At 55.4% G+C, this 21,426-nt stretch carries 22 protein-coding genes; 10 read left to right on the top strand and 12 right to left on the bottom strand.

Annotation, left to right across the window (positions count from 1 at the left end):
* Window positions 1-4: 4 nt before the first annotated feature.
* The 3 genes from ACMTNU_RS03320 to ACMTNU_RS03310 form a co-directional block, all read right to left on the bottom strand.
* On the bottom strand, window positions 5-895 hold the full coding sequence (locus ACMTNU_RS03320; RefSeq protein WP_413933770.1) for a TonB family protein: 891 nt from the start codon (window positions 893-895) through the stop codon (window positions 5-7).
* A 61-nt stretch (window positions 896-956) separates the two neighbouring features.
* Window positions 957-2,447: a DUF4331 domain-containing protein gene (locus tag ACMTNU_RS03315; RefSeq protein ID WP_413933769.1), complete on the bottom strand. Its 1,491-nt coding sequence runs from the start codon at window positions 2,445-2,447 to the stop codon at window positions 957-959.
* 42 nt (window positions 2,448-2,489) lie between these two features.
* On the bottom strand, window positions 2,490-2,711 hold the full coding sequence (locus tag ACMTNU_RS03310) for a hypothetical protein (RefSeq protein ID WP_413933768.1): 222 nt from the start codon (window positions 2,709-2,711) through the stop codon (window positions 2,490-2,492).
* A 235-nt stretch (window positions 2,712-2,946) separates the two neighbouring features.
* Between ACMTNU_RS03310 and ACMTNU_RS03305 the strand changes: the two genes are divergently transcribed.
* The 5 genes from ACMTNU_RS03305 (at window position 2,947) to ACMTNU_RS03285 (ending at window position 7,774) form a co-directional block, all read left to right on the top strand.
* A complete protein-coding gene (locus ACMTNU_RS03305; RefSeq protein WP_413933767.1) occupies window positions 2,947-3,549 on the top strand; it encodes a sigma-70 family RNA polymerase sigma factor in 603 nt (200 codons plus the stop codon).
* Window positions 3,546-4,433 (top strand): cupin domain-containing protein, encoded by an 888-nt coding sequence (locus tag ACMTNU_RS03300; protein WP_413933766.1) that lies wholly within the window; start codon window positions 3,546-3,548, stop codon window positions 4,431-4,433. The genes ACMTNU_RS03305 and ACMTNU_RS03300 overlap by 4 nt, the downstream gene beginning before the upstream one ends.
* 152 nt (window positions 4,434-4,585) lie before the next feature.
* The gene (gene nikR, locus ACMTNU_RS03295; protein WP_413933765.1) at window positions 4,586-5,002 is read left to right on the top strand and encodes a nickel-responsive transcriptional regulator NikR; all 417 of its coding nucleotides are present in this window, start codon (window positions 4,586-4,588) and stop codon (window positions 5,000-5,002) included.
* Between the two features lie 11 nt (window positions 5,003-5,013).
* Window positions 5,014-7,080 carry a TonB-dependent receptor gene (locus ACMTNU_RS03290; protein WP_413933764.1) on the top strand — a complete coding sequence of 689 codons (2,067 nt, stop codon included), beginning with the start codon at window positions 5,014-5,016 and terminating at the stop codon, window positions 7,078-7,080.
* 106 nt (window positions 7,081-7,186) lie between these two features.
* Window positions 7,187-7,774, top strand: coding sequence for a DNA-3-methyladenine glycosylase (locus ACMTNU_RS03285; protein WP_413933763.1), 588 nt, complete (start codon window positions 7,187-7,189; stop codon window positions 7,772-7,774).
* Window positions 7,775-7,812: 38 nt separating this feature from the next.
* Here ACMTNU_RS03285 and ACMTNU_RS03280 read toward each other — a convergent pair whose 3' ends face one another.
* From ACMTNU_RS03280 to ACMTNU_RS03265, 4 genes are all read right to left on the bottom strand, one after another.
* A complete protein-coding gene (locus ACMTNU_RS03280; protein WP_413933762.1) occupies window positions 7,813-8,178 on the bottom strand; it encodes a hypothetical protein in 366 nt (121 codons plus the stop codon).
* A gap of 167 nt (window positions 8,179-8,345) precedes the next feature.
* Window positions 8,346-10,172, bottom strand: coding sequence for an ATP-binding protein (locus tag ACMTNU_RS03275; protein WP_413933761.1), 1,827 nt, complete (start codon window positions 10,170-10,172; stop codon window positions 8,346-8,348).
* A gap of 181 nt (window positions 10,173-10,353) precedes the next feature.
* Complete coding sequence (locus ACMTNU_RS03270) at window positions 10,354-10,869, bottom strand: hypothetical protein (protein ID WP_413933760.1); 516 nt, start codon at window positions 10,867-10,869, stop codon at window positions 10,354-10,356.
* 87 nt (window positions 10,870-10,956) lie between these two features.
* Window positions 10,957-12,528, bottom strand: a complete 1,572-nt coding sequence (locus ACMTNU_RS03265; RefSeq protein WP_413933759.1) for a zinc-dependent metalloprotease — start codon at window positions 12,526-12,528, stop codon at window positions 10,957-10,959.
* 945 nt (window positions 12,529-13,473) lie between these two features.
* Here ACMTNU_RS03265 and ACMTNU_RS03260 point away from each other — a divergent pair.
* Window positions 13,474-13,620: a hypothetical protein gene (locus tag ACMTNU_RS03260; RefSeq protein WP_413933758.1), complete on the top strand. Its 147-nt coding sequence runs from the start codon at window positions 13,474-13,476 to the stop codon at window positions 13,618-13,620.
* 284 nt (window positions 13,621-13,904) lie between these two features.
* Here the strand turns inward: ACMTNU_RS03260 and ACMTNU_RS03255 are convergent, their stop codons facing one another.
* The 5 genes from ACMTNU_RS03255 to ACMTNU_RS03235 form a co-directional block, all read right to left on the bottom strand.
* A complete protein-coding gene (locus ACMTNU_RS03255) occupies window positions 13,905-14,363 on the bottom strand; it encodes a phage holin family protein (protein WP_413933757.1) in 459 nt (152 codons plus the stop codon).
* Between the two features lie 3 nt (window positions 14,364-14,366).
* Window positions 14,367-14,789: a hypothetical protein gene (locus ACMTNU_RS03250; protein WP_413933756.1), complete on the bottom strand. Its 423-nt coding sequence runs from the start codon at window positions 14,787-14,789 to the stop codon at window positions 14,367-14,369.
* Between the two features lie 86 nt (window positions 14,790-14,875).
* Window positions 14,876-15,667 (bottom strand): carotenoid biosynthesis protein, encoded by a 792-nt coding sequence (locus tag ACMTNU_RS03245; RefSeq protein ID WP_413933755.1) that lies wholly within the window; start codon window positions 15,665-15,667, stop codon window positions 14,876-14,878.
* A 23-nt stretch (window positions 15,668-15,690) separates the two neighbouring features.
* Window positions 15,691-16,674 carry a hopanoid-associated sugar epimerase gene (hpnA, locus tag ACMTNU_RS03240; RefSeq protein ID WP_413933754.1) on the bottom strand — a complete coding sequence of 328 codons (984 nt, stop codon included), beginning with the start codon at window positions 16,672-16,674 and terminating at the stop codon, window positions 15,691-15,693.
* 105 nt (window positions 16,675-16,779) lie between these two features.
* Entirely contained in the window at window positions 16,780-17,670 is an 891-nt protein-coding gene (locus tag ACMTNU_RS03235) for a polyprenyl synthetase family protein (RefSeq protein WP_413933753.1), read from the bottom strand.
* A 545-nt stretch (window positions 17,671-18,215) separates the two neighbouring features.
* On the opposite strand from ACMTNU_RS03235, the gene ACMTNU_RS03230 reads away from it, so the two are divergent.
* From ACMTNU_RS03230 to ACMTNU_RS03215, 4 genes are all read left to right on the top strand, one after another.
* Window positions 18,216-19,820, top strand: coding sequence for a hypothetical protein (locus tag ACMTNU_RS03230; RefSeq protein WP_413933752.1), 1,605 nt, complete (start codon window positions 18,216-18,218; stop codon window positions 19,818-19,820).
* A gap of 167 nt (window positions 19,821-19,987) precedes the next feature.
* Window positions 19,988-20,242 carry a hypothetical protein gene (locus ACMTNU_RS03225; protein WP_413933751.1) on the top strand — a complete coding sequence of 85 codons (255 nt, stop codon included), beginning with the start codon at window positions 19,988-19,990 and terminating at the stop codon, window positions 20,240-20,242.
* 99 nt (window positions 20,243-20,341) lie between these two features.
* Window positions 20,342-20,713, top strand: coding sequence for a hypothetical protein (locus ACMTNU_RS03220; RefSeq protein WP_413933750.1), 372 nt, complete (start codon window positions 20,342-20,344; stop codon window positions 20,711-20,713).
* A gap of 54 nt (window positions 20,714-20,767) precedes the next feature.
* Window positions 20,768-21,388, top strand: coding sequence for a hypothetical protein (locus ACMTNU_RS03215; RefSeq protein ID WP_413933749.1), 621 nt, complete (start codon window positions 20,768-20,770; stop codon window positions 21,386-21,388).
* Window positions 21,389-21,426 lie beyond the last annotated feature (38 nt).

The raw sequence follows: 21,426 nt of genomic DNA, 5'->3' as shown, positions 1-21,426 counted from the left end.
GGAGTTACTCTCGCGAATAGGTGATGGGAATCCGCATGACGATCTGCTGCCGGTCCAATGTCCGGTCGAACTGCATCGGGAAGGCTCGTTGCACAAGGGCCATCGCTTCTTGATCGATACGTTCCAGACCGGAGCTTTTGACAATGATGGAGTCCAACAAGTTCCCCTCTCTCGACACGACGGCTTTGACCATGACCTTGAACGGCTGTGAGTGATCAAGGAATGGATTGGAAGACCGCTTGAGCTCCTCCAATCGTCTGAAGATTGCCTGTTGAAGCCAGCCGTAGTCAGGCCGTGGCGATGAAACAGTCTCGACCGGTGTTACCGCTGCACTTTGCGACGGAGAGGGATCGACTGAGGATGGAATGGGGTCAGGCATCGTACCGGAGCTCGGGGTGGTTGCGTCGGTCCGCGGTGAATCTTCAGGCTGAGGGGCAGCCTGATCGGCCATAGGTTCATCAGTTGTTGGCGGCACTGTGGGAGCTGAATCTGCGTGAGTCCATTCCGATTGAGTCGAGACCCGGTGCATTGACGCACTGGTTTCCGGTTGCGGTTCACTGAGGCTCTTGGGATCAACCATAGGCTGAACGGTTCCCACTGCCTTGCTGTAAGGAGTGGCGGTTCGATGTGATCGATGTATTGCAGCTGAATGCGGAGTCGGCATTTGTTCGCTAGGCTGCATTGCAATGTTTGTGGGTGGAGTGGACGACTCCGGTATGTGTGTGGATTGGACGAGTGTGACATCCCATTGAAACCGTTCCGCCGAAAGGGTGATCGGAGATTGACGCGCGAACACAATCACCGCACACAGCAAGAATCCGTGAAGGGCCAGCGAGGTGAGCCATCCCTGCGCAAGGTGAGACGGTGTTGCTACCGTGGTCTGTCCTGGTTTCATGGGGTGAACATCCGTCTGCGATGCGGGTGCCGCGTGTTAACGCGGCACCCCTCCGTCATGGCTAGAAGGCTTCTTTGGGATCGATATGCCGACGATCCCGCCCGTCGAATGGGGTCGGAAGAAAAGGAAATTCCATCGCGATCCCATTGGCTGTCTTGTTGCTGCCGACTGCGCCGACGTTGAAATTCACGCCGTCTCCCAAGTTCGGGACGGTCGGGTTTGTCAGGATGCCAGCCACGACGCGGAGAGCCACATCGGTGACATCGTCGTTCGGTCTCCGGCCGTTCGGCCAGCCGGCTTTATCCGGCGTCGCATTGCCGCTCGCGTCATGCGCGAGTGGGCCCAATCGTCGCTGTCCGCCCGCTGGGGTTGGTGGCACATCCAAATCAACCCGCAGGAGGTCGGCCAATGCCTCGTTGGTCTTGCCCGATCCGCAGACCGCCGGTCCCGGTGCATAACGAAGCAGGGCATTCACGAGATCTTCGCGATTGGTCGTCGGGAAGCTCGTGCTGAACACTGCATTGAGTGCCGTGGCCAGTGCCGAGTTGCAGTAGAACGGGACAAACTCATTTTCGTCCTCCGCATCCGTGGCATTCCACTTGTCCTTCATATTCGTCGCGATGATCAACTCGTTGACGAGGGGATTACCCATACGCGCCACTTGCACAAACCGGGTACTGCTGTCGCGATCTCCATTCTTCTTGATCACCGTCACCTTGGGGCGGCTCGTGGTTGCATAGGCACCGAGCACCTTGTTACCGTTTGGCCCGATCAATTCGCTGATGGGAATCTCCAACGCGATGGTGTTGACGTTGAAACCACTGAACGTATCGGCGGTGCCGAGACCAGGTGCTCCAACAATAGTCGCATCATTGGCATCGTCGGTATTGGACAGAATCGGTGAGATATGGAGGTTCAATGTGTCGAACGTACCGCCAAGATCGATGTAGAAGGTCTCATCCCGCTGTCCGGCGAAGACTCTCCCCCCGTTTTTCAAGGGATAGATGCCCTTCTCGGCGAGCTCTTCGTATCTCGGCATGGTGCTTGGACCGACATTTGATGGGACGGCATACATGATGCCGGTTCCAAGATTCCTCGGTCGTTGGCCATAGCGGACTTCTGTGACGGTATAGCTTTGTCGCAGCAACAGTCCTTCAGAACCGTTCCCGCTGAGGGCCATGATTGGTGGTAACGCGACATACGACAATGGGAAGACGTTACCGGGTTGGCGGATCTCTGTTTTAAATCTGATCTGGTAGACGATGTTCGCGGCGATGTTGTTTTTGTTGTTGTCGATGTGGATTTCATACAGCACATCGTCGGCGAAGTTGAAATAGTTGGGGCCCGATCCCGGTTCCTGACTGGGAATGACGTTCATCACGAGCACAGCATTGTCAGGGTTCTGCCAGCTTCTAAAAAAATAGAAGTCCGTGATATCAGCGGCTGGATCGTTTGAGATCAATGGAGCTTCGCGATGGCTGGCTGCTAGGACAGGCGAGGCCATGAGTACGGCGAGTACAAGTGCAACGAGTGGTCGAAATCGAGCAAACATGGAATCCTCCTTCTGGAAAGACATCTGCTTCTTGGTTGTGTATTACAGGTCCGGCAGTAAAGCCGGAACCGGTTCAGAGTCGGCCTGGCTGATCAGTGAGGCCTCCTCAGAGGTCAAAGCATCTGATTGGGTCATGCGCTGCTCTTCTACGGCGGCAGTGGGTCCGCTGGGTGTGATGACCGGCACGTTGTCGTTCCCACTGCAGCCGGACAACAGTCCGACGGCACAGACGACTCCGAGTGGCCACAACATGGGTCGTGTCATGTCTCTGCTCCCTCTCTACATGGTGAACTGCGACTATCGTCTACGTTTGCCCTGAGCACCTGCCGGCGGTCTGTTCTTCACTACGAGAGGATTGTGAGATTGGATGTATGCGCCCGAGCCGGTCGGCTTGTCGGGGTATGGGGGCGGTGTTATAGTCCGCCTATCGTCACACCATAGATCCAATAGGCAATCCGATCTTCCCTGTCGTCTCGTATAGCTTTATGGGGAAGACCGTATGTCGAGCATGACCATAGAACCGACCAAGCTAGATCAAGACCACGAGTGGGCCCAACTTATAGCGCTCACCGCCCAGGGCGATCAGGCTGCGCTCGCCACCTTTTATGATCGTACAAGTCCACAGGTATTTGGCTTTATCTCAAGAATCCTCAACAACCGAGAGGCTGCGGAGGAAGTCACCTTGGATGTCTACACACAGGTGTGGCGACAGGCTCATACGTATGATGCAACAAGAGGGGCGCCAGGAGCCTGGCTGATGACGGTGGCCCGAACCAGAGCAATTGATCGGTTGCGTGCCAGGGCTACCGAATCTGGGCGACTCGAATCGTTGGAGGCCGTTGAGTTGTTCGCCAGTGATGACGAGACGCCGGAACAGAACGTGGAGGGCCAGGAACGCCGCCGATATGTCCAGGAGGCTCTGGCTGGGTTGACCGCTGAGCAGCGGCAAGCTATTGCCCTGGCGTATTTTTATGGGCTGAGCCAGAGCGAGATCGCCGAGAAGTTACAGGTGCCTCTCGGTACCGTGAAAACACGGATGAGATTGGGCCTCATCAAACTGAGGGAGGCTTTGGCACCGTATGAAGCGGGTTTACAGCCATGACGGAGACGACGTTGCCGGAAGATCTGGAAGAACAGGCCATGCTGTATGCCCTTGGAGTCTTAGATCCAGAGGAGCGTCGGGTATTTGAGGTGAGGCTCCAAGAAGGATCGGATCTCCTGCGGCAGACGGCAGCAGCCTATGAAGCAACCGTTTATGTTCTTGGTACGGTTGTAGCTCCTGTCACACCTCCATCTTCCCTTCGCGAGCGGCTGGTTCAGCAGGTTGCGAATGAAGTCGACCGAGAAGTCGAACAATTCGAGCTGGCTGCCAACACCGTGGCGTTAGGGGCAATTCCGGTCAGGCCTCGGGATGCTGTTCGAGAACGACTCCTTTCTCGAATCCAAGCCCATTCGGCTGTCCGGCTTGCGGTCAAAGACTCGTTACCGGTTTTGGGCGATATCGCGGACCGGAAGGGCGACGAACGGGTCAGTGAAGGGCGGATTGGTGTTCCACAAGATGCAGCCCCCTTGCCCACTTGGTGGTCTTCTGGCTGGACCGCTGTTTCAAACTTTCTGCGGACGCTCGTGATTCGTTCCATAATTCCTCGCCCGTCTTCAGATGGGCTCACGTTCGTGAAGGCATCGGAGGGAACTTGGCGAGAAATTGCCCACGGGGTGACGGCCAAAATACTCGCGTTCGACCCGGTTTCCCGCAGGACCACGACACTCCTTCGTTTTCTTCCCGGCACCAGCTATGCCCCGCATCGGCATGCTGCAGTGGAGGAGCTCTATGTCCTTGAAGGCGGGTGTTCCATCGCCGGTCGTGAGATGGCGGTCGGTGATTATCACCGAGCCGAAGCCGGGACAGTCCACCACGATACCTCGACCGACGACGGGTGTTTGTTACTTGTCATTTCCTCTCCTCAGAACGAGCTGTTGAAATAGTTCGTGGCCGAGGGGAAGATCCTCGCTGAGTCAGAAATCCAATCACAATAAGTTTACGTACTGTATTCAGTAGTGAGACACGCAGGTTGATTCTACGTTGCGTCAGTGCTATGAAATTACAAATCGTGCTACCGATATGAAGGAGGTAGGTCGTGAGGAAATTGGTACGGTTCGGTGTCTCACTGGATCATGATCTATTAAATGCATTCGATCGGCATATCGAACGACGCAAATACACTAATCGTTCCGAAGCATTGCGCGACCTGATTCGCAACAACCTCGTGGGCCAGGAGTGGGATGAGAACAAGGAAACCGTGGGGACGATTACGTTTGTCTATGACCATCACGTGCGTGATCTGACGAATAAGTTGACGGACATTCAGCACGACTACCATGGGCACATCCTCTCAGGGATGCATGTGCATCTTGATCATGACCATTGCCTTGAGGTCTTGGTCGTCAAAGGCAAAGGGTCGGAGATTCGAAAGGTGGCCGACGCGCTCGTGAGCGTGAAGGGTGTCAAGCACGGGAAGTTGACCATGACGACCACGGGAAAAGCCCTTCGCTAGAAGCTCGTCTCATGAGATGGCGTACAGATAAACGATCAGGGATTGTGACCTGTTGGGTCTGGCTTGTCGTGGCGCTCTGTTGGAGCAGCGTGGTCTTGGCTCATGATCCCGATGAACCGGAATTGGAAGTCCCTGAAATAGCCGTTGTCGGTGAACGGCCTGTGGCGGCCTCCTCTCAGCAGTTCATCCCGGAGAAGGAAATCGTGCTCCAACCTCAGGGTCGACCGGCGCAAGTCCTGCGCCTGATCCCTGGGTTTGTGGCCGTGGAACATTCGGGTGGAGGGGGAAAGGCTGACCAGTACTTCCTCCGAGGTTTCGACGCGGATCATGGGACAGACGTTGGCTTCTTCCTTGATGGCATGCCGATCAATCTCCGTACGCATGCACATGGGCAAGGTTACACGGATCTGAACTTCATTATTCCGGAAACCATCGAAGGGGTTGATGTCCACAAAGGGGCGTATCTGCCGGAGTACGGAGATTTCGTGACGGCAGGAGCGGTCAATTTTCGAACGCGTGATATGGTGAAAGAAGGACTCCTTCAGGGAGCAGGCGGAGAATATAGCACCCAGCGATACCTCCTGATGCTCTCGCCGACGAAAGATCGTGTACGCACATTATTCGCCGCCGAGGGATTTTACACCAATGGTCCGTATCTCAATGACAACAACTACCATCGGGCTAACCTGTTCGGGAAGGCGACCACGAACCTGACTGGGCGGGATGAACTGAGTCTGCAAGCCACCTTTCTTCAATCAAGATGGGACGGCTCGGGTGAGATACCCTTCCGTGCCGTGAGCACCGGATTGGTGGATCGCTTCGGTTCCATTAATCCCTATGAAGGGGGAAATACTCTCAGGACCACCGGGCAACTCAACTATCATTACGACACGACGACCGGAGGGCAGTTTTTTGCGAACGCCTACGGCCAATATTATCGGCTGGACCTATTCACCGATTTCACCTTTTTTCTGAATGATCCCGCGCGAGGAGATGGATTTGCTCAATACGATCGCCGGGCTATCTATGGTGGTGACATCGGATATAAGCAACGAGTCCAAGTATTTGGTATGCCGGCGATCGGGACTGTAGGGTTTCAAACGAGAGTGGACGACGTGCATACAAAATTGGGAACCCAGACACTGCGGAGTCCGACCGGCACCACGATCGACAGCGATGCCCATAGCGTGTCCTATTCCCCATTTGTTAAGGGGGAAATCCAGCCGTTCTCATGGCTGAGGTTTTCGGGAGGAGTGCGGGGAGAGTTTTTCACCTTTGACGTGAGCAACCGTTGTGCCACCTGTGCAGAACAACCTGACGGGCGAAAAGGTTCCGGGATTGTTCTTCCCAAAATGAGCATGATTCTTGGTCCCTGGGCCGGGACGGAGTTCTTCGTCAACTACGGCGAGGGGGTTCACAGCAATGATGCTCGATCAGCTGTGTCGTTGGGAGCTTCCCCGCTTGCCCGATCACAAAACTATGAGGTGGGGATCCGTTCGAAGCCCTGGGGGCCGGAAGGTCTCGAACTGATTGCCACGGCATGGCGGTTGGACCTCAAGTCGGAACTTGTTCTGATCGGCGACGAAGGAACAACGGAGATACGTGGTGCCACCAGGCGTCAGGGAGTCGAAGTTGCCGCCAGAGGCAAGGTGTGGGGGCCGCTCTATGTCAACGGAAGCTTTACCTGGACGCATGCGGAGTTTCGCAATGGGGATGCAATTCCGTTGGCGCCGGAATATACCGCGTATGGGGCAGCGATTCTACAATGGCCGGAAGGGGTGACCTCCCAACTGCAAGCCACCTACCTCGGAGTTCGTCCGCTCGTGGAAGACCGAAGCATCAAGTCGCCTTCATGGATCACGTTTGACCTCTCTGAACGCTATCGGATTCCCGTGAAATTACCGCATGGGCGGCTCGAGGCGTTTCTCTTCGTGCAAAACCTCTTCAATACGCAGTGGGAACAGGCCATCTTCGCGTTTGAGTCGCGCCTCAGGACCGAGCCGACAGGGGTGACGGACATTCACTTTGTGCCGGGCAATCCCCGGACAGTGATGGGGGGCCTGGCGTGGTACTTCTGAACGGCGAATGTGCCATGGTGAATGAGCGATGAGGAATTGAAAGTTTCGGCTTGCCCATTTACCATCAACCATTGGTATTCGTCCTTTACCATTCACCAGTATTGCCATGCCGAAGACGCTTGCTCGAGCCTTTTTCAATCGCCCCACGTTGACCGTCGCCTGTTCACTGGTCGGCAAGTACCTGGTTCGTGAGAATGGGACAAGAGCCTTTGCCGGAAGAATCATTGAAGTTGAGGCCTACGTCGGGACGGAAGACAAGGCGTGCCATGCTTCAAAGGGTCGGACGGCAAGGACAGAAGTCCTCTTTGGCCCTCCGGGGATGTCGTATGTCTATTTGATTTACGGCATGTACTACATGCTGAATGTCGTGACAGAGCGGGCGGAGTTTCCTGCTGCTGTATTGATCCGAGCCATTGAAGTGGATGGAGAATTGATCGACGGCCCTGGAAAGCTCTGCCGCGAGCTAGGCATCGATCGGTCATTGCATCAGGTCGATTTGACGGCGGGACGATCCATCTGGTTTGAAGATCGAGGTCAGCGAGTTCCTAGAAACCAGATCGGCACCTTCCCGCGCATTGGGGTGGAGTACGCAGGACTGTGGGCGAGGAAGCCGTGGCGGTTCCGATTAATTGAGGGAGATGGTCCTACGAGCGGTTCACGCAGGAAACATAAAAAAGAGGGGAAGTCCTTCTAAAGAACTTCCCCTCAGTATTCTGTTTTTCAAATAACTGGTTAGTCGATTTTGCGATCGCCGGTGATCTTGGTTGCGGAGGTTACCGGTGGAGCAATCGTGATCTGCGGCCCCTCCACATGTGGAAGTCGACCGGCTCCCTGTCCCTCGGTGATCCGCGCATTGTCGGTTTTGGTCAGCTTCTGCTCCGCACTCTTTACTGAGTCTGCGGACTTCAACAATGAAGAGGTCCCATGCGCGTCCGATTGTCCGGGATCGTTCGCGGTCGGTTGGCCCGTGACGGGGCTGCCGGAGTTCTTCATCGGATAACCTTCATGCTTGGGAAGCAGTGCTGGGTTGGCTGAAGCCATGGAAAGACCAAACAGGACTGTGGAGGCTGTGGCGACTACAGCAGTGAAAAGTTTCATACCCGTTCTCCCTTTGAGATAGAAGAGTGAATGAGGATCACAACACGACGGAGTATCTTTGTTACACAAAGGCACCGATCGAATCATAGCGATCGGTAGTCATTTCTGTCAAACAGGCAAAGTCTTCCGGAGCCCTCCGAGGATGAGTCGAGGTGAATGGACCCGGGTCAACCTGGAGGACGGCGGGGAGGTCGTCGACCTCGTCCACGGTGGCGGAACGCTGGCCCTCGACTGACACCAGGGAGGCGGATGGTCACAGTCGTGCCTTCACCGGTCGCACTTCCGATCGCGATCGTTCCGTGGTGTTCCTCGATGATTTTCTTGACGCTGGGTAGGCCTAACCCGATGCCAGACCGTTTCGTTGTAAAAAACGGCTCGAAGACTTTATCCACGATTTCAGCGGGGATCGGCACTCCGTTGTTCTTGATCAGAATTTGCACCTCGAACCCCCGACCGGCTCGATGTTGTGTGACGGCGATGGTGAGATGACCACCAGGTGACATGGCCTCACAGGCGTTCCGGAAAATGCTCAAGAAAGCCTGCTGGAGCTTCGCTTCATCACCACGCACCGGGGCAATGACATTGGCATAATCCTTCGTGACTTGAATGCGGGTCGCTTCAAGATCGGTTCCGACCACTACCAACGCGCTCTCGAGCACTTCCGGAATTCGGCAGAGATGCCGATTTAACTCAAGCGGCTTGGCGAAATCGAGGATTTCATTGAGGATCGCCTCGATCCGAATCAAGTCGCGCATGGCGTTTTCCACCCGTGTCTGAGGATCGAAATCAAGAATCCCCTCGCCGGTCACTTCTTCCAATTGCGATCGAATGGAGGCCAAGGGTTCGCGGATCTCCGTTGCCAAGAATGCGCTGAATTCCCCGATGGCCGATTGGCGTTCTTGCTTTCTGATACTCGGTTCGGACGGTATGGAGGAAACGGCCTGAGGGTTTGGTGATCCAAGCTCAGTGGGTGGAGCCGGGGCAGGAGCTTGAGGCGTCGGCGCTTGTAAGAGATCGGCAAGTTTCACGATAGCGGGTTCAAGCGTGCGAGCATCAGTTGTCTGATAGCGCTCCAGGTCCTTTGCTCCCAGCGTCAGTGTGCCGCCGACTTGCCCTTTGACGAAAAACGGGATGACAAGGGATGACTGAAATCGGTCCTTAAAGAGCTGTTTGTGATCGAGAAAGCGACCCTGAGTGGAGGCCAGGTCATGATCCACGCGTGGTTTGCGGTGGCGCACCGCCCATCCGGCTGCAGAACTGTCCAGTGTCAGACGTTGGCCGGGTTTCAGATCCTTCTTCGCGTCGCGTTGATCAGCCTTGACATCACCAACGACCCCCAATACCTCCACATTTCCCGCTAGTGGATCGTAGTAACAGGCCCAGGCTCGGTCGTAGGGCACAGACTGGTTGGCTTCCGTGAGAACCGCCTCAACCCGCGCCTGCAGTTCCGGCGAGAAGTGCTTGATCATGGGTGGAAACAAGTCGCCCCCAGCCGGTTGTGGAGGAGCTGCTTCCTGTGTCACGTAGGGACGGCTGAGTACCGCAGCGGTGTTGAACAAGCCTTCGCGATCCAATGCCTTGGTCATTCCCTCGCACATCTGGTCCAGTTGCGATCGATCCTTTTTTGAAAAGGCAGCGCCTTCTTTTCTGCCGATCACCAGACAGCCGTATGTACGATTGAGATGGCGTAATGGAACGACGAGCAAGGATTTGGCGCCAGGAGTAATCAACCGCAAACGAACGGTACGTCCACTGTCGGGATCGGCTGTGTTCGGGGTCAGGGCTGCGGCATTTTGTGTCGAAAGGGTGCGCAGAATCGCTTGAACATCTCGAGGTGTAAACCCGCGTGAGGCATGCTCGACGAGAGGCCCGTTTTCTTGGTGGAAGATTGCCGCCAGCACTGAATCCGTGCCGATCTCATTCAGCGCGGCATTCAACGTCCGTTGAAGAAGTGTTTCCGGTGCCGGTTTCGTTTGAGGAGTCGCCGTGGTCATACGTTCCAGTGCAAGAGAGCGCATTGTAGCCGGATCGGTGGCGAATAGCTACTCTCTCGGGATAGTCATCACGTCATGTGACCCGTTCGAACACTTTTCATGTGGGAATAGGCTGACTGCGTCAGCGAGGTACTGTTCGGGACCACAGTTGAGATTCTTTGTTACAAAGGAATGATGACCATCAATCCCGCGGCATTTTATCGGGGTCAAGCTCAACCAACCGTAGGCGACCATTACCGACATGGTCGGTCTTATAAATGCGAGGGCCGATCTGGATGGTTCCGACCAGGAGATTGCCGGTGATCACAAAGGTGAAGTCGCCTTGGACGGGCGGCTTGAAGGTCCCACGGATGACAGCAGTGTCGTTGATTCTGGAGACCGTGGAGGAGACGTCAAGTTCAGGGGTGATGTTGTCGAAGAGGTCAATGGTCATTCGGGGGAGGGGTCTGGCTCCTGCATCTTTTAAAATGTGAAGGAGTGGAAGGTCGAGTTCAATTTCTCGATCACGAAGCATCCAGGGTTTTCGAGGAGTTGGAGTCGACGTGACGGGGGGAGGATTTGGAGGAGTGTGCCATAGGCTCCGTGGGCCAGGCGGCTCGCCGGCCCACGCCATTTGGCTGAGTACACTGCCCAACAGCAGAGCAGGGAGAAGAGGTGTGAATCGTTGACCTGCTGATTGCTTGTTCGAGTCAAACATCGGGTTTTTCACCTTGGTGTCATCCGGTGATGCTATGCGATCCAGGACAGGGAGGACCGAAGCCCGGTCCTCCCTGCATCCTACCAGTTAAGGAGTCGGCGAAGGAGACTTTCCACGCGATTTCCCCGGAACATTCTGTCGGAGTTTGTTCGAAGAATTCTCATCGGTGTCATCATCCGAGTCATCGTCTGCATCGTCCTCAAGGCCGTCTCGAGAATCAAGACGAGCGTCCCTCGATCCACTCGGCGCGGCGGCAGTAGAAGTCGTGGTGCCTGTGCGCCAGGCGGCAATGACATTTCGCACTTCGTTCATGGAGCGGGCATTATCCGCGGAGTTCGATGGGTTGACTCTGTGATCGATTCCGGCCGGCCGGCCGTTGATCAAGATCTTCGGGTTTGAAAAATACTTCACCCGCGGGCAGGATACCGTCGGGCAGGGATAGGCCATGATCGTCCGAAATTTTCCGATCGGGTCCCGATAGCCATACGAATAGGGATAGACCCCGGTGCCGCCGCTCGCACGATCATGGGCATCGCCCATATTATGTCCCAGCTCATGGGTCAAGGTATTGTTCGACACGCAGTCGCGATCGGTTACGCTGAATGCCCAATCTGCAAAACTGGCTCTCGGGCCGTTTGCCATCACGTAGGCAATACCGCAGTAGCTGCCCCCGTTGTCGACGATGAGCGCCACCAGATCGGCCTTGTATTGGTTCCGCAATGTGTGGACTTGATCCATGAAGCCATCGCTTTTGCTGCGGAGACGTACCAGATCGGTATTGATGTCGCCCGTTTCCGTATAGGCGACTTCGGCAGCGCGAACCAGCCGGAGTTGCATGGCGATCTGGCTGTTTCGGTAGGCTTGATTCGCCAAATCGACGCCCATGGCGATCAATGCGTTCATGGCAGCTAGCCCACCCTGCTTTGCGCGGGCCGTTGGGGTATAGACGACTAATAAATCAACGATCGTGTTTGTCGTCGCCGCTGCGGTGGTTACGGTCGTAGTCGCGGCCGCTGTACTGGGCTGTTGGAGTTCCGGCTCTGGAGCCGGAGGGTCCGCAGGGGTTCCGTCATCCGGTACGACGAGCGGATGGTGATCCGGCCGCATCGCGTCGTCGTCAATTTCGACGAGACGATGACGGTTATCCTCGGTCGGTTCAATTTTGTAGAGTCGTTGGCCCATGACAATCGTCCCAGCCATCTTCTTGCCGCGTACGGCCAAGGTGACATCGCTGTCCTGGTCACCTCGCACCCGTCCACGCCAGACCTTCGCCTTATTACCATGAACTTCCGGTTCGTCGAGTTCGAGTATACGTGTGCCGGCATCGAAGAGGTCCAGTGCGACATCCTGTTTCGACTCCTTGCGGGCGAGTTTCATGGTTTCCAACGCCGCGGGGTTGAGTCCCGTCGTACGGTGTCGACGCACCCATCGCTTCGAGATCTGAGGTGACGGAAACGCCTGGTCGATCGCAGCGGGGATATCGCTAGGAGTGTCAACAAAGAGCGGGACCGACGATCCTGGCGACGCACAGAATCCAGCAGTGGGAATACTGATTGCTGCGGCGCAGAGACAGAGGATCATCATGCGTGGAGACCACCATGAGCTGCGAGGCGGTCGATGATCGCTAGGTGATGGGTGCAACGGCAGAATCGACTTCATGTAACCTCCCCTGTGTGTAAGTGAGCCCATGAGCGTATTCCAAAGCAAGGCACGTGCCGATTAGTGAGACGCTACGTGAGGAACACTCATGGGAGCCGATCGTCTTCAGTATTAAGGGCATTTCTCGGGATTGCAGAGATATGGTGTTGTGAGGTGACCGTGAACATCACGGTACAGAGTGTAAGAAGCGCAGGTCGTGTCCTACACGATGATCTGCCCCTCATGGGAGAACTGTTTTACTTTGAGACAGGAATTTGCCGATGGTGCTGATGAAGAATGAGCCAGGAATCCAGCGAGGAGGTGTGAAACCGAGCGCGTGTCAAGACGGCGTGAGCCGACCAAGTCAGTACAGTAGGCAAATTCATTTATCTCTCCAACTGCTATTGCGGAGCTCGTTTCCAAATTAGGCTGCCTCACACTTCATGCTAGATGACCTACAAGGGTGGTGCTGCTGGAGTGGGAAGAGCAAGGCGATCTGGTCGGGTAAGGTCAGATAGCTGCGAAGATGGAGGGAGGTGATTCTGAATGTCGCATCGTGGGTACCGACCCTGTGCCGTTTCACAGTCTTGACCTCTGTGACCCATTCGACTGGGCATGGTCAGGTATGTGGAAAGTTGTGTTTGGTGTGCTGACCTCGATCACGTTCCAGACACCATGGTGAGATCCTCCAGGTCGATTCGTATCAAATCCGATACGGCCCGCCGTATCGATCAGATTCACCTCGTGCCATCCGACTCTTGGTAGCGGAGACCCCTCGTACGCTTCAGATCGCGGGCATTCATGATTTTTCATCACTTGTGGGTGAATACGCGATACGAGCCGGGGAGGGAGTCGCTGGCATGCATGTTGCTGTACATGAAGAAGTAAGAGGCATGAGATCGAAGGCGCCTTCGACTCTAGGCAGATAAACAATTCTTATTACACAACAGAAAGGAAAGGGGCACTATGTTCGGGGATGTTGCGATGATCACGATTTTTGTTTCGATCAATATGGCAATCATGATGCTGGCGCTGTTCATGTACTACATCGGTCGATCAGAGCAGGTAGGAGATTACCGAAAGCATGTCGCGTATGAGCATCGAGACGAATAACGTACGAATCGTCAAGAGTGTGGATGCGGAATGATCACCGGTTTTTTAAGGACACGGCACGCCGATGACGTATCTCGGCGTGCCGTCACGATTTTCTGCCGGCTACAACTACCCTTTCTTTATCATTGCACGGGTTTCAGGAGGGCGCCCCTTCATTCAAGAGAGAGGCTTCCCCGAGTGCATAACCTCTCGATACCTGTCAGGCGAGCTGCCCAATCTGGTTGAAACACCGCTGTCCACAGCCGTCCAACCGTTCGGTTGTTCTGATCAGAAGTTGTGATGACTCAATCCGGATTGATGATCTTGGGTGGCCGACGTGGCTCTTCCTGAAGGTCAGGAGGAAGGCGGCGATCAACGGTCCAGCTGTTGAGGATAGTTGTGACCAGGCTAATGACTAGCGCACCACCGACGGAAGCCCAGAACCCTGAGACCGTAAACCCCTTCACGAAAAACGCGGTCAGTTCGAGCAGCAGTGCGTTCAGCACCACCAGAAAGAGTCCAAGCGTGAAGACGATCAGCGGCAACGTGAGTAGAAACAGGATGGGGCGAAGGATGAGGTTCAAGAAGGTCAGGACCAGTACGGCTGCCATACCGGCACCGAAACTGTTGGCCTCCAACCCGGGAACAATGGCGATGGCCAGGAAGACGGCGATGCCGGTGATGAACACCCGCAGAAAGGCCTGACGTACCCCCCCGTGAAAGGGCGATTCATGGACGGCTCGTGCAAAGCGAATAGTCGGCATGGCTTATCGTGGAGGTGGAAGACTGCTACCCGGTGAATAATGTACGACCGTTGCCGTGACCTTCTTGTTCTTCTCATCTCTTGACGCCTCGATGATGACGCGGTCGCCGACGGTGGGCGGGTCGAGTGATTTGGGATTGTTTTTGTTCTTGTACTTCACCTGCTTGGTCAGCAGGACCGACACCACCTGCCCCTTCGCTGTTTTTACGTCAATGTGTTTCTCATCGATGGATGTCACGATACCCAGGACGTGCAGGAGCTCAGGCACGGGGGCCAACGCCATCAGGCAGAGCGACAAGACTGTGAGGAACACGATACTGCTTGTGGTAGATCGATCGGAGCTTGATCCCATAGCACGATACGGCACAATAGAATCGAGGTGTGGTTGTTCCGGGTCAGCTGGCTGTGAGTCCGTGGAACTATTCATGCGACTGATTCTCTGTTGGTGGAACACTTATCCGACTATACAAATTCTTTGGGCTGAATGTCACCCCACTATTCGGTGAGGGAGATCTATCGGAGGGTAGAAAGGCGAGTGGTCAAGACTATGAGGACCGGGAGATGCATCAGCAGGCCACTGATGCCCATAAACGTTTCACCGATCCAAAATGTCATACCGAGGTTGAAAGCTAAGACGCCGTAATATAACCCGATCCCGAGTAGGAGTCGCTGAGTGATTACTGGGGGGGGCGCGATTGGAATGAGACGTCGGTCTAACGGAAAATACAACGCCAGTGAAATCAGCCCAACGACGGCCCAGCCCACATAGTTTGCGAAAGGGACACCGAAGTGCCACCCTGGATCTGGGTAGTAATAGATTTTCCCCAAGAACCAGCGGTCGCCACGCAAGGCCACTGGATCGATCACCATATCGATGAAGGCGAAGAGAAAGGCGGTCAAGCCATAGACTGACCAACTTGTGCGGGCAGCCACCTCAAAACGTAACGGTTTGTGAATAGATCCGTCGTTCCTCAACGTGGCATTAAATGGGAGGAGCAGCCCAAGTGCTACACAGTAGGCGGCAAAGAGGAGAAAGCTGAATGAGATGGAGTCCATAAACGGCACGTCAAAGAAGTAGAGCTCCTGACCAATCGTCGAACCATTATAGAAGTACCAGCCGAAGGGAATGCCGGTTCTGGTCGACGAGAATTCACAGATGAACGCGGTGACCCAGCTGATCAGCCAGAATCGCCAGGTTCGTGGCCAGCCGATCAGCTTGACGGCGGAAAAGAGAAAGGCGGCAAGAAAAATAAAGACGTACGGCCGGAGGACAATGGTCTTGAAAAAGAGGACGATGTGTTCCATTCAATGGGAGTTCGAGCCGGCCGTCATGCGTACCCATGGGATTTGAACCACTGGACGGCCTTGCCCAGCGCAACTTCGGGAGGATGCTGGGGTAGCCCAAGTTCTCGGATTGCCTTGCTGCAATCATAGTGCATCTTGTATTTGGCCATCTTCACACCTTCCAGCGGAATGCGTGGAGGGAGGCCCGTCATATTAGCAAACCAATGGTTGAGGTAGGCGAGCGGAAGTACCGCACCTCGTGGGAGTTTCACAGCTGGAGCTTTGAGCCCCGTCAATCGGCTAAGGATCTCAAACACTTCACGGAGTAACAGATTGGTAGAACCGAGGATATATCGTTCGCCCTGGCGCCCTTTCTCCATTGCGAGTAGATGACCGGTCGCGACATCATCGACGTCGATGATGTTCATTCCGGTTTCGATATAGGCCGGCATCCTCCCCTTCATGAAATCAACGATCACTTGGCCGGTCGGTGTTGGTTTCACATCGCCCTCCCCGACCGGGGCGCTGGGATTGACAATGACGACCGGCAATCCATCCTTGGCCAGTTTGTGCACTTCTTGTTCTGCCAGATATTTCGAGCGCTTATAGTGGCCGGCCATTTGTTCGAGCGAGACCGGGGTTTCTTCCGTTCCAAGCCCACCGCCAGGCGGCAAGCCGATGGCTCCGATGGTGCTGCAATAGACCGTCCGTTCCACGCCGACTTCGCGCGCGGCTTCCAGAAGATTTCTGGTGCCGGTCACGTTGACGTCATAAAAGATAGAAGGGTTCTTGGCCCAGAGGGCATAGTGTGCCGCGACATGATAGAGGTGGCGGCAGTCTCGGAGCGCGACACGAAGTGAGGCAGGGTCGCGCAAATCCCCCGCGACTCGTTCAACCGGAAGGCCGGTTAGGTTTGTGAGGTCGGCTTCAGGCCGCGCCAAAACACGAACGTCGACACCGGCTCGTAGAAGGGCTCGCGCAACCGCTGCCCCGACAAACCCGGTTGCCCCTGTGACGAGAGCTTTCATGATGAAGACGTGAAACGTGAAACGTGAAACGTGAAACGCGTGAAATGAGGAGGCCTGCCCGTCTGTGCATTTGTGGATTTCACGAGATACGCTTCATGAACGACGTCAATTCTTACGGTTTGTGATGTATCGCGCGATCTCGCGCAGCGGGTCGGCGGAGGGGCCGAATGACGAGAGGCGGTTGATGGCGCGGGTGACACAGTCGTCGGCCAGCTTCTTGGCTCCCTCGACGCCATAGAACGTCGGATAGGTTTTCTTTCCACGTTCGGCATCGGTATTGGGATTCTTCCCCAGTTCCTCACGTGTGCCGGTGACGTTCAGCACGTCATCGGCGATTTGAAACGCCAGGCCGATGTCTTCGGCATAGCCGGTCATGTCGTCGAGCTGGCGGTCGTTGGCTCCGGCGGCAATGGCCCCCATGCGGACGGCAGCGCGCATCAACATGCCGGTTTTATGCTTGTGAATATTCTGGAGGGTGGGGAGGTCGATGTCCTTATTCTCAGCCTGGATGTCGAACACTTGGCCGCCTACCATGCCCATATTACCGGACCCAAAGGCCAATTCTTGAATGATGCGGACTTGGCGTACCGGATCGCAGCCCTTCATGAGATCAGGACGGCTGACGATATCGAATGCCATGGTGAGTAAGGCATCGCCGGCCAAAATTGCCATCGCTTCACCATAGACTTTATGGTTCGTCGGTTTCCCACGGCGAAAGTCGTCGTTGTCCATTGCGGGCAGATCGTCGTGGATTAACGAGTAGGTATGGATGAGCTCTAGGGAGCAGGCGACTGCCATGAGGCCAGGAGGTGTCTGGTCCAGCGCCTCTGCCGCCGCGATCGTCAAAATCGGACGGACCCGCTTCCCGCCAGCCATCAGGCTGTAGCGCAGACTTTCATGCAGTGTCGTCGGCGGGGTGATGGACGGAGGCGCAACCAGATCGAGAAATTGATCGACGTCAATCCGTTTTCGTTCGAGATAGTCGGCGATGTTCATACGATCGACTTTCCTGATGATCCGTTTAGTTGCGCGGAGAGTAACAAACGATGGGGGACGAGTCAAACGGGAGCAATATGCACGCGTCCATTGGGCCGAATGAGTCTTGACGGAGACGTTGGATCGTTAGAAGATGAAAAAACTCTGATCAATATGTTTGGCCAACTACATACGCGACGGAAAGGAAATGATGAATCTTCGAATCCGTCCGAATGCCCTTGGCCTGGTGGAGAAAATGGTGTGGCGCATCCAAAGAGGTGACTCATTCTGAGTTGCCCTACGTTTGTTGATGCGTCTGCATTGTGCTAGTCCCTCTCAGGGATTCAGAGAGTGGGTAGAACGCGACGACTAATCTCTAGGGCGAACAAACGGGAGGAAACCATGATGCTAAAAATCCTGTAGGCCTGTTTGGAGGACTAGCCGCGGCGGGCTTGTTAGGCTGGGTTCTCCTAGTCTCTCCTCAGGCAGAGGCGGGTAAAGGTGGACGCGGTGCCTCCCATGTTGACATCAGGTATGAATTGTGGGCCAGTGACCAGTCCAATACCGTGGCAGGTAAAGCTGCGCTCGGCATTGACGGCAGTCTCCTGTGGATCTGGAATAATAAGGCGATTGAGAAACAGGTAGATCGTGGCCGCTCCGCTGCACCGATGCCTTGCGCCGGCACTACGGCACCTTGCGACACCAACGTGGTGTTTCCTGCCGGGCTTTCCGAATACAACGAATTCAACACTGCTACCGAAAACGCACGCCCGTTGGCGGGTCGGCTCCATTCCGCCTTCATTGATCCGCAACAGAAGTATGCCCTCTTGAGTTTCTTTGCGCCCAGTGGCGGAATGATCGGCGTGATGGATGCCGAGAACAAGGAAGCCATCGCCTTGTTCCGCGCGACTCAGACCGGCACCGGGCGGACGAATCACATGAGCTTTGGGCGGTACGATGGATTAGCAATTCTCGTCTGTAACCTGGATGGACGGATCGTCGAACGAATCGATGTCACACGGGATGCCACTGGCCGTATTATCGCTCTGACCTACAACATGAAGGCCGGTTTGGGCGTCGGAAAAGGTCAGACCGTTGTGGAACCACCACGAGTCTATCTTGGTAGCAATGCGGTGGGGCATCCACTGATCGGCAGCATTGAAGCTGGGAACTCCGATTTCAGTGATCTGACGCCGAACGGATTCTGTAAAGAGAACGGATGCACAACCGGTCCCAATGGATCCTCCGGAGGGCGTCCCAATAATGCCATTCTCTGCCCCATTCCAGCCAATAACAATGCCTTGGTGTATGTGACATTGGCCGGTGGGGGCTTGCTTGTGGTCGATTCTAGTACTACACCAATGGCGATCGTTGCTGAATATGGCAACGAAGTGATCAATGGTGCCGGGTGTGCCGGCACCCAGGCCAACGGACTCATTCATCTGGACGGAGGTGTTTCGGCTGGTGCGGTAGGACTGACTCAGTCCACGTATGCCGTATATGTACTTTCTCACGCGGCCTTTCCCTTTGCGCCTGGACATAATTCCGAGAACCAGCCGCTCCCCGTCGTTGTGATCAAGGATCCAACAAACACGCTGACAAATGGGAATCATGATCATAGCGGCGTGTCCTCTAACGATACGGGACAGATCCCCGGCACAACCACGCGCCGTGATGCCCACGGCGTAGTTGCCACAGTGGATGAAACGTACGTGCATACGGGAGATCGGATTCAGAATAAAGTCGAGGTGGTCAAAACGAGGGGACAGTCAAAGCCGGTGGCGATTTACGACCTCACGTCTGAAAACGGTGAAGGGCGAGGTATTGGCCCCTGCTTGGCGGCTAGCGTGACAGATGATCCCTCGATGCCGTTGAACGATCCGGCTCCCGATCTGATTTCGCGAAGCCCGAATGGGGACTATTTGTTTGTTGCCTTGCGTGGACCTGCACCGGTGACAGCCAACCATGCTGCGCAAGGTAGTTGTCCCGGTGTCGGCGTCATCAAGCTTGAAAAGGGAGGTAAGTCCGGCAGATTGTACGGTGTGATCCGCACGACCAACACGGTCGATACAGCCCCCAGCGCACCTCCGGGCGGATATGCCTATACTGGCAGAGAGCGGTCGGATGTGCATTTCGTCGATATCCGGATCGTTGGCGAGTCGACAGACTGAAGCTCACATCCAGTCTGGATATTACCGGACTGTTGGATAACAGCCGCTGGTGGAGGCGTTTTGATTCGGTGAATGATCGAGGCGGAGACTTGCTTGTTTTTCCGCTGATCGCCTCGTTATACTCCGGTCTTATGAGTATTCGAAAAGCTGGTGGTGAGTGGGAGCCGATGACGCTTCCAGTTCAAGCGCGCCTATGCCGAGTGTGCCGAGAAGATCTCTATCGGGACAAAACCATGCTTCGCGGAGGCTGGTCTCGCTGCACGGTCTGTGACGAATTTGTCCATTACAGTTGTCTTGCCAGCGGGAAGGTCTCCTTTCTGAAAGCCAGACCGCGGGTGTGCAAGGCTTGTCGTGCGGTTCAGGAGGGGAGTCTCGTTCCTTCTCCGAACAACGATGGATCGCCTGCGGCAGCCATACCCTGAATTCTGGTTCTCTTCTGTTCCTGTTCGATGTCCACCAGCGGTCAACTGAACATTAGGTGAGGGTGTCTGCGGTTGCCTCACCGTTTCACAAGAAGAAATATGACACAGGTCATCCGGAGTGGGGCCTTTCTTCAGCAATGCTGGTCGGTTCATCCCCTCTGTGTGACAGTCAAGCGCATGACAGAGGAGAACGCGGTGGTTCTCCTCTGCAGTTCCTGCAAGTCGGCCCACCATCTGAGTATTGCGACCGTCACCGCAATTACCTCGTCGGCGCAGCTAGCGGCTGTAGAAGTGGCTTCCCGAGACGAACCGCCCGGGGAAGACTATCTCAAGGCTTGTGTTGCTGCCCATGCTGCCTCACTCACCCTTCGGGAGATGGATGTGTTTCAGGATCTGGTGCGGCTTCGCTGTGCCGACTGTCGGCGTCTGTACGACGTCACGGTCTTGGCCTTTGAAACGCGCCAAAAATAGCTGACCGCTGTCAGGTGATAGCCAGAATAGACCAGCTCATTCCTATGTGATGCGATGCCTCAGTCACTTGCGTTCACCGATGATGAGACAACGTTGTTGGCGGATGCACAGTTGTTTCGACGGAAAGCTGTGATCACTGCGAAGATCCGACGCATGCTCGAAGGGACGCACCGGGCGCTGCAAGCGGACCTTCCCGCTGTCACGCTCATGACCCCTCCCGGTTTTGACTCAAAGGCCCATCAGCTAGTAAAGGGGGAGCATCTGGAGGATTTCCCCTATCAGTATCTCGATTATCCCAAACACTTCCAGGGTGGGCAGACGTTCACGTTTCGTACGTTGGTCTGGTGGGGGCATTACGTGGTGTGTGCCCTGCTGTTGGAAGGCGGTGAGCTTCGGCAGTATAAGCAGCAGCTTCTTGGGCGATATCACCAAGTGGCGGGAAGAGGGCTGGAATTGTCGCTGGCCCCGGCGCTCTGGGAGTGGAAACGGGGAGAGGGCTATACCTTTCCGATCACGCACGATCGAAAAGCTCAGATTGCCGCCATCGTGGCCGAGCGATCACTGATCAAGGTGTTACGGTGTTTTTCTTTTGAGGATGTGAACATTCAGAACGGGCAGCTGCCTCACGTGGCCTGCGAGACCTTTCAGGCCATGCTCCCTATCGTGACTCGCTAACCATGTAATCCTAATTGTCTCCGAGGCCCAACTTGGGT

The organism is Nitrospira sp. BLG_1 (assembly GCF_047338595.1).
In the GTDB taxonomy this organism is placed as follows: domain Bacteria; phylum Nitrospirota; class Nitrospiria; order Nitrospirales; family Nitrospiraceae; genus Nitrospira_D.
This window is presented reverse-complemented; position numbering and strand designations above follow the sequence as displayed.

Coding starts and splice junctions, on each gene's coding strand:
- ACMTNU_RS03320 (WP_413933770.1), bottom strand. CDS start 895: ATGAAACCAGGACAGACCACGGTAGCAACACCGTCTCACCTTGCGCAG.
- ACMTNU_RS03315 (WP_413933769.1), bottom strand. CDS start 2,447: ATGTTTGCTCGATTTCGACCACTCGTTGCACTTGTACTCGCCGTACTC.
- ACMTNU_RS03310 (WP_413933768.1), bottom strand. CDS start 2,711: ATGACACGACCCATGTTGTGGCCACTCGGAGTCGTCTGTGCCGTCGGA.
- ACMTNU_RS03305 (WP_413933767.1), top strand. CDS start 2,947: ATGTCGAGCATGACCATAGAACCGACCAAGCTAGATCAAGACCACGAG.
- ACMTNU_RS03300 (WP_413933766.1), top strand. CDS start 3,546: ATGACGGAGACGACGTTGCCGGAAGATCTGGAAGAACAGGCCATGCTG.
- ACMTNU_RS03290 (WP_413933764.1), top strand. CDS start 5,014: ATGAGATGGCGTACAGATAAACGATCAGGGATTGTGACCTGTTGGGTC.
- ACMTNU_RS03285 (WP_413933763.1), top strand. CDS start 7,187: ATGCCGAAGACGCTTGCTCGAGCCTTTTTCAATCGCCCCACGTTGACC.
- ACMTNU_RS03280 (WP_413933762.1), bottom strand. CDS start 8,178: ATGAAACTTTTCACTGCTGTAGTCGCCACAGCCTCCACAGTCCTGTTT.
- ACMTNU_RS03275 (WP_413933761.1), bottom strand. CDS start 10,172: ATGACCACGGCGACTCCTCAAACGAAACCGGCACCGGAAACACTTCTT.
- ACMTNU_RS03270 (WP_413933760.1), bottom strand. CDS start 10,869: ATGTTTGACTCGAACAAGCAATCAGCAGGTCAACGATTCACACCTCTT.
- ACMTNU_RS03265 (WP_413933759.1), bottom strand. CDS start 12,528: ATGAAGTCGATTCTGCCGTTGCACCCATCACCTAGCGATCATCGACCG.
- ACMTNU_RS03260 (WP_413933758.1), top strand. CDS start 13,474: ATGTTCGGGGATGTTGCGATGATCACGATTTTTGTTTCGATCAATATG.
- ACMTNU_RS03255 (WP_413933757.1), bottom strand. CDS start 14,363: ATGCCGACTATTCGCTTTGCACGAGCCGTCCATGAATCGCCCTTTCAC.
- ACMTNU_RS03250 (WP_413933756.1), bottom strand. CDS start 14,789: ATGAATAGTTCCACGGACTCACAGCCAGCTGACCCGGAACAACCACAC.
- ACMTNU_RS03245 (WP_413933755.1), bottom strand. CDS start 15,667: ATGGAACACATCGTCCTCTTTTTCAAGACCATTGTCCTCCGGCCGTAC.
- hpnA (WP_413933754.1), bottom strand. CDS start 16,674: ATGAAAGCTCTCGTCACAGGGGCAACCGGGTTTGTCGGGGCAGCGGTT.
- ACMTNU_RS03235 (WP_413933753.1), bottom strand. CDS start 17,670: ATGAACATCGCCGACTATCTCGAACGAAAACGGATTGACGTCGATCAA.
- ACMTNU_RS03225 (WP_413933751.1), top strand. CDS start 19,988: ATGACGCTTCCAGTTCAAGCGCGCCTATGCCGAGTGTGCCGAGAAGAT.
- ACMTNU_RS03220 (WP_413933750.1), top strand. CDS start 20,342: ATGACACAGGTCATCCGGAGTGGGGCCTTTCTTCAGCAATGCTGGTCG.
- ACMTNU_RS03215 (WP_413933749.1), top strand. CDS start 20,768: ATGCCTCAGTCACTTGCGTTCACCGATGATGAGACAACGTTGTTGGCG.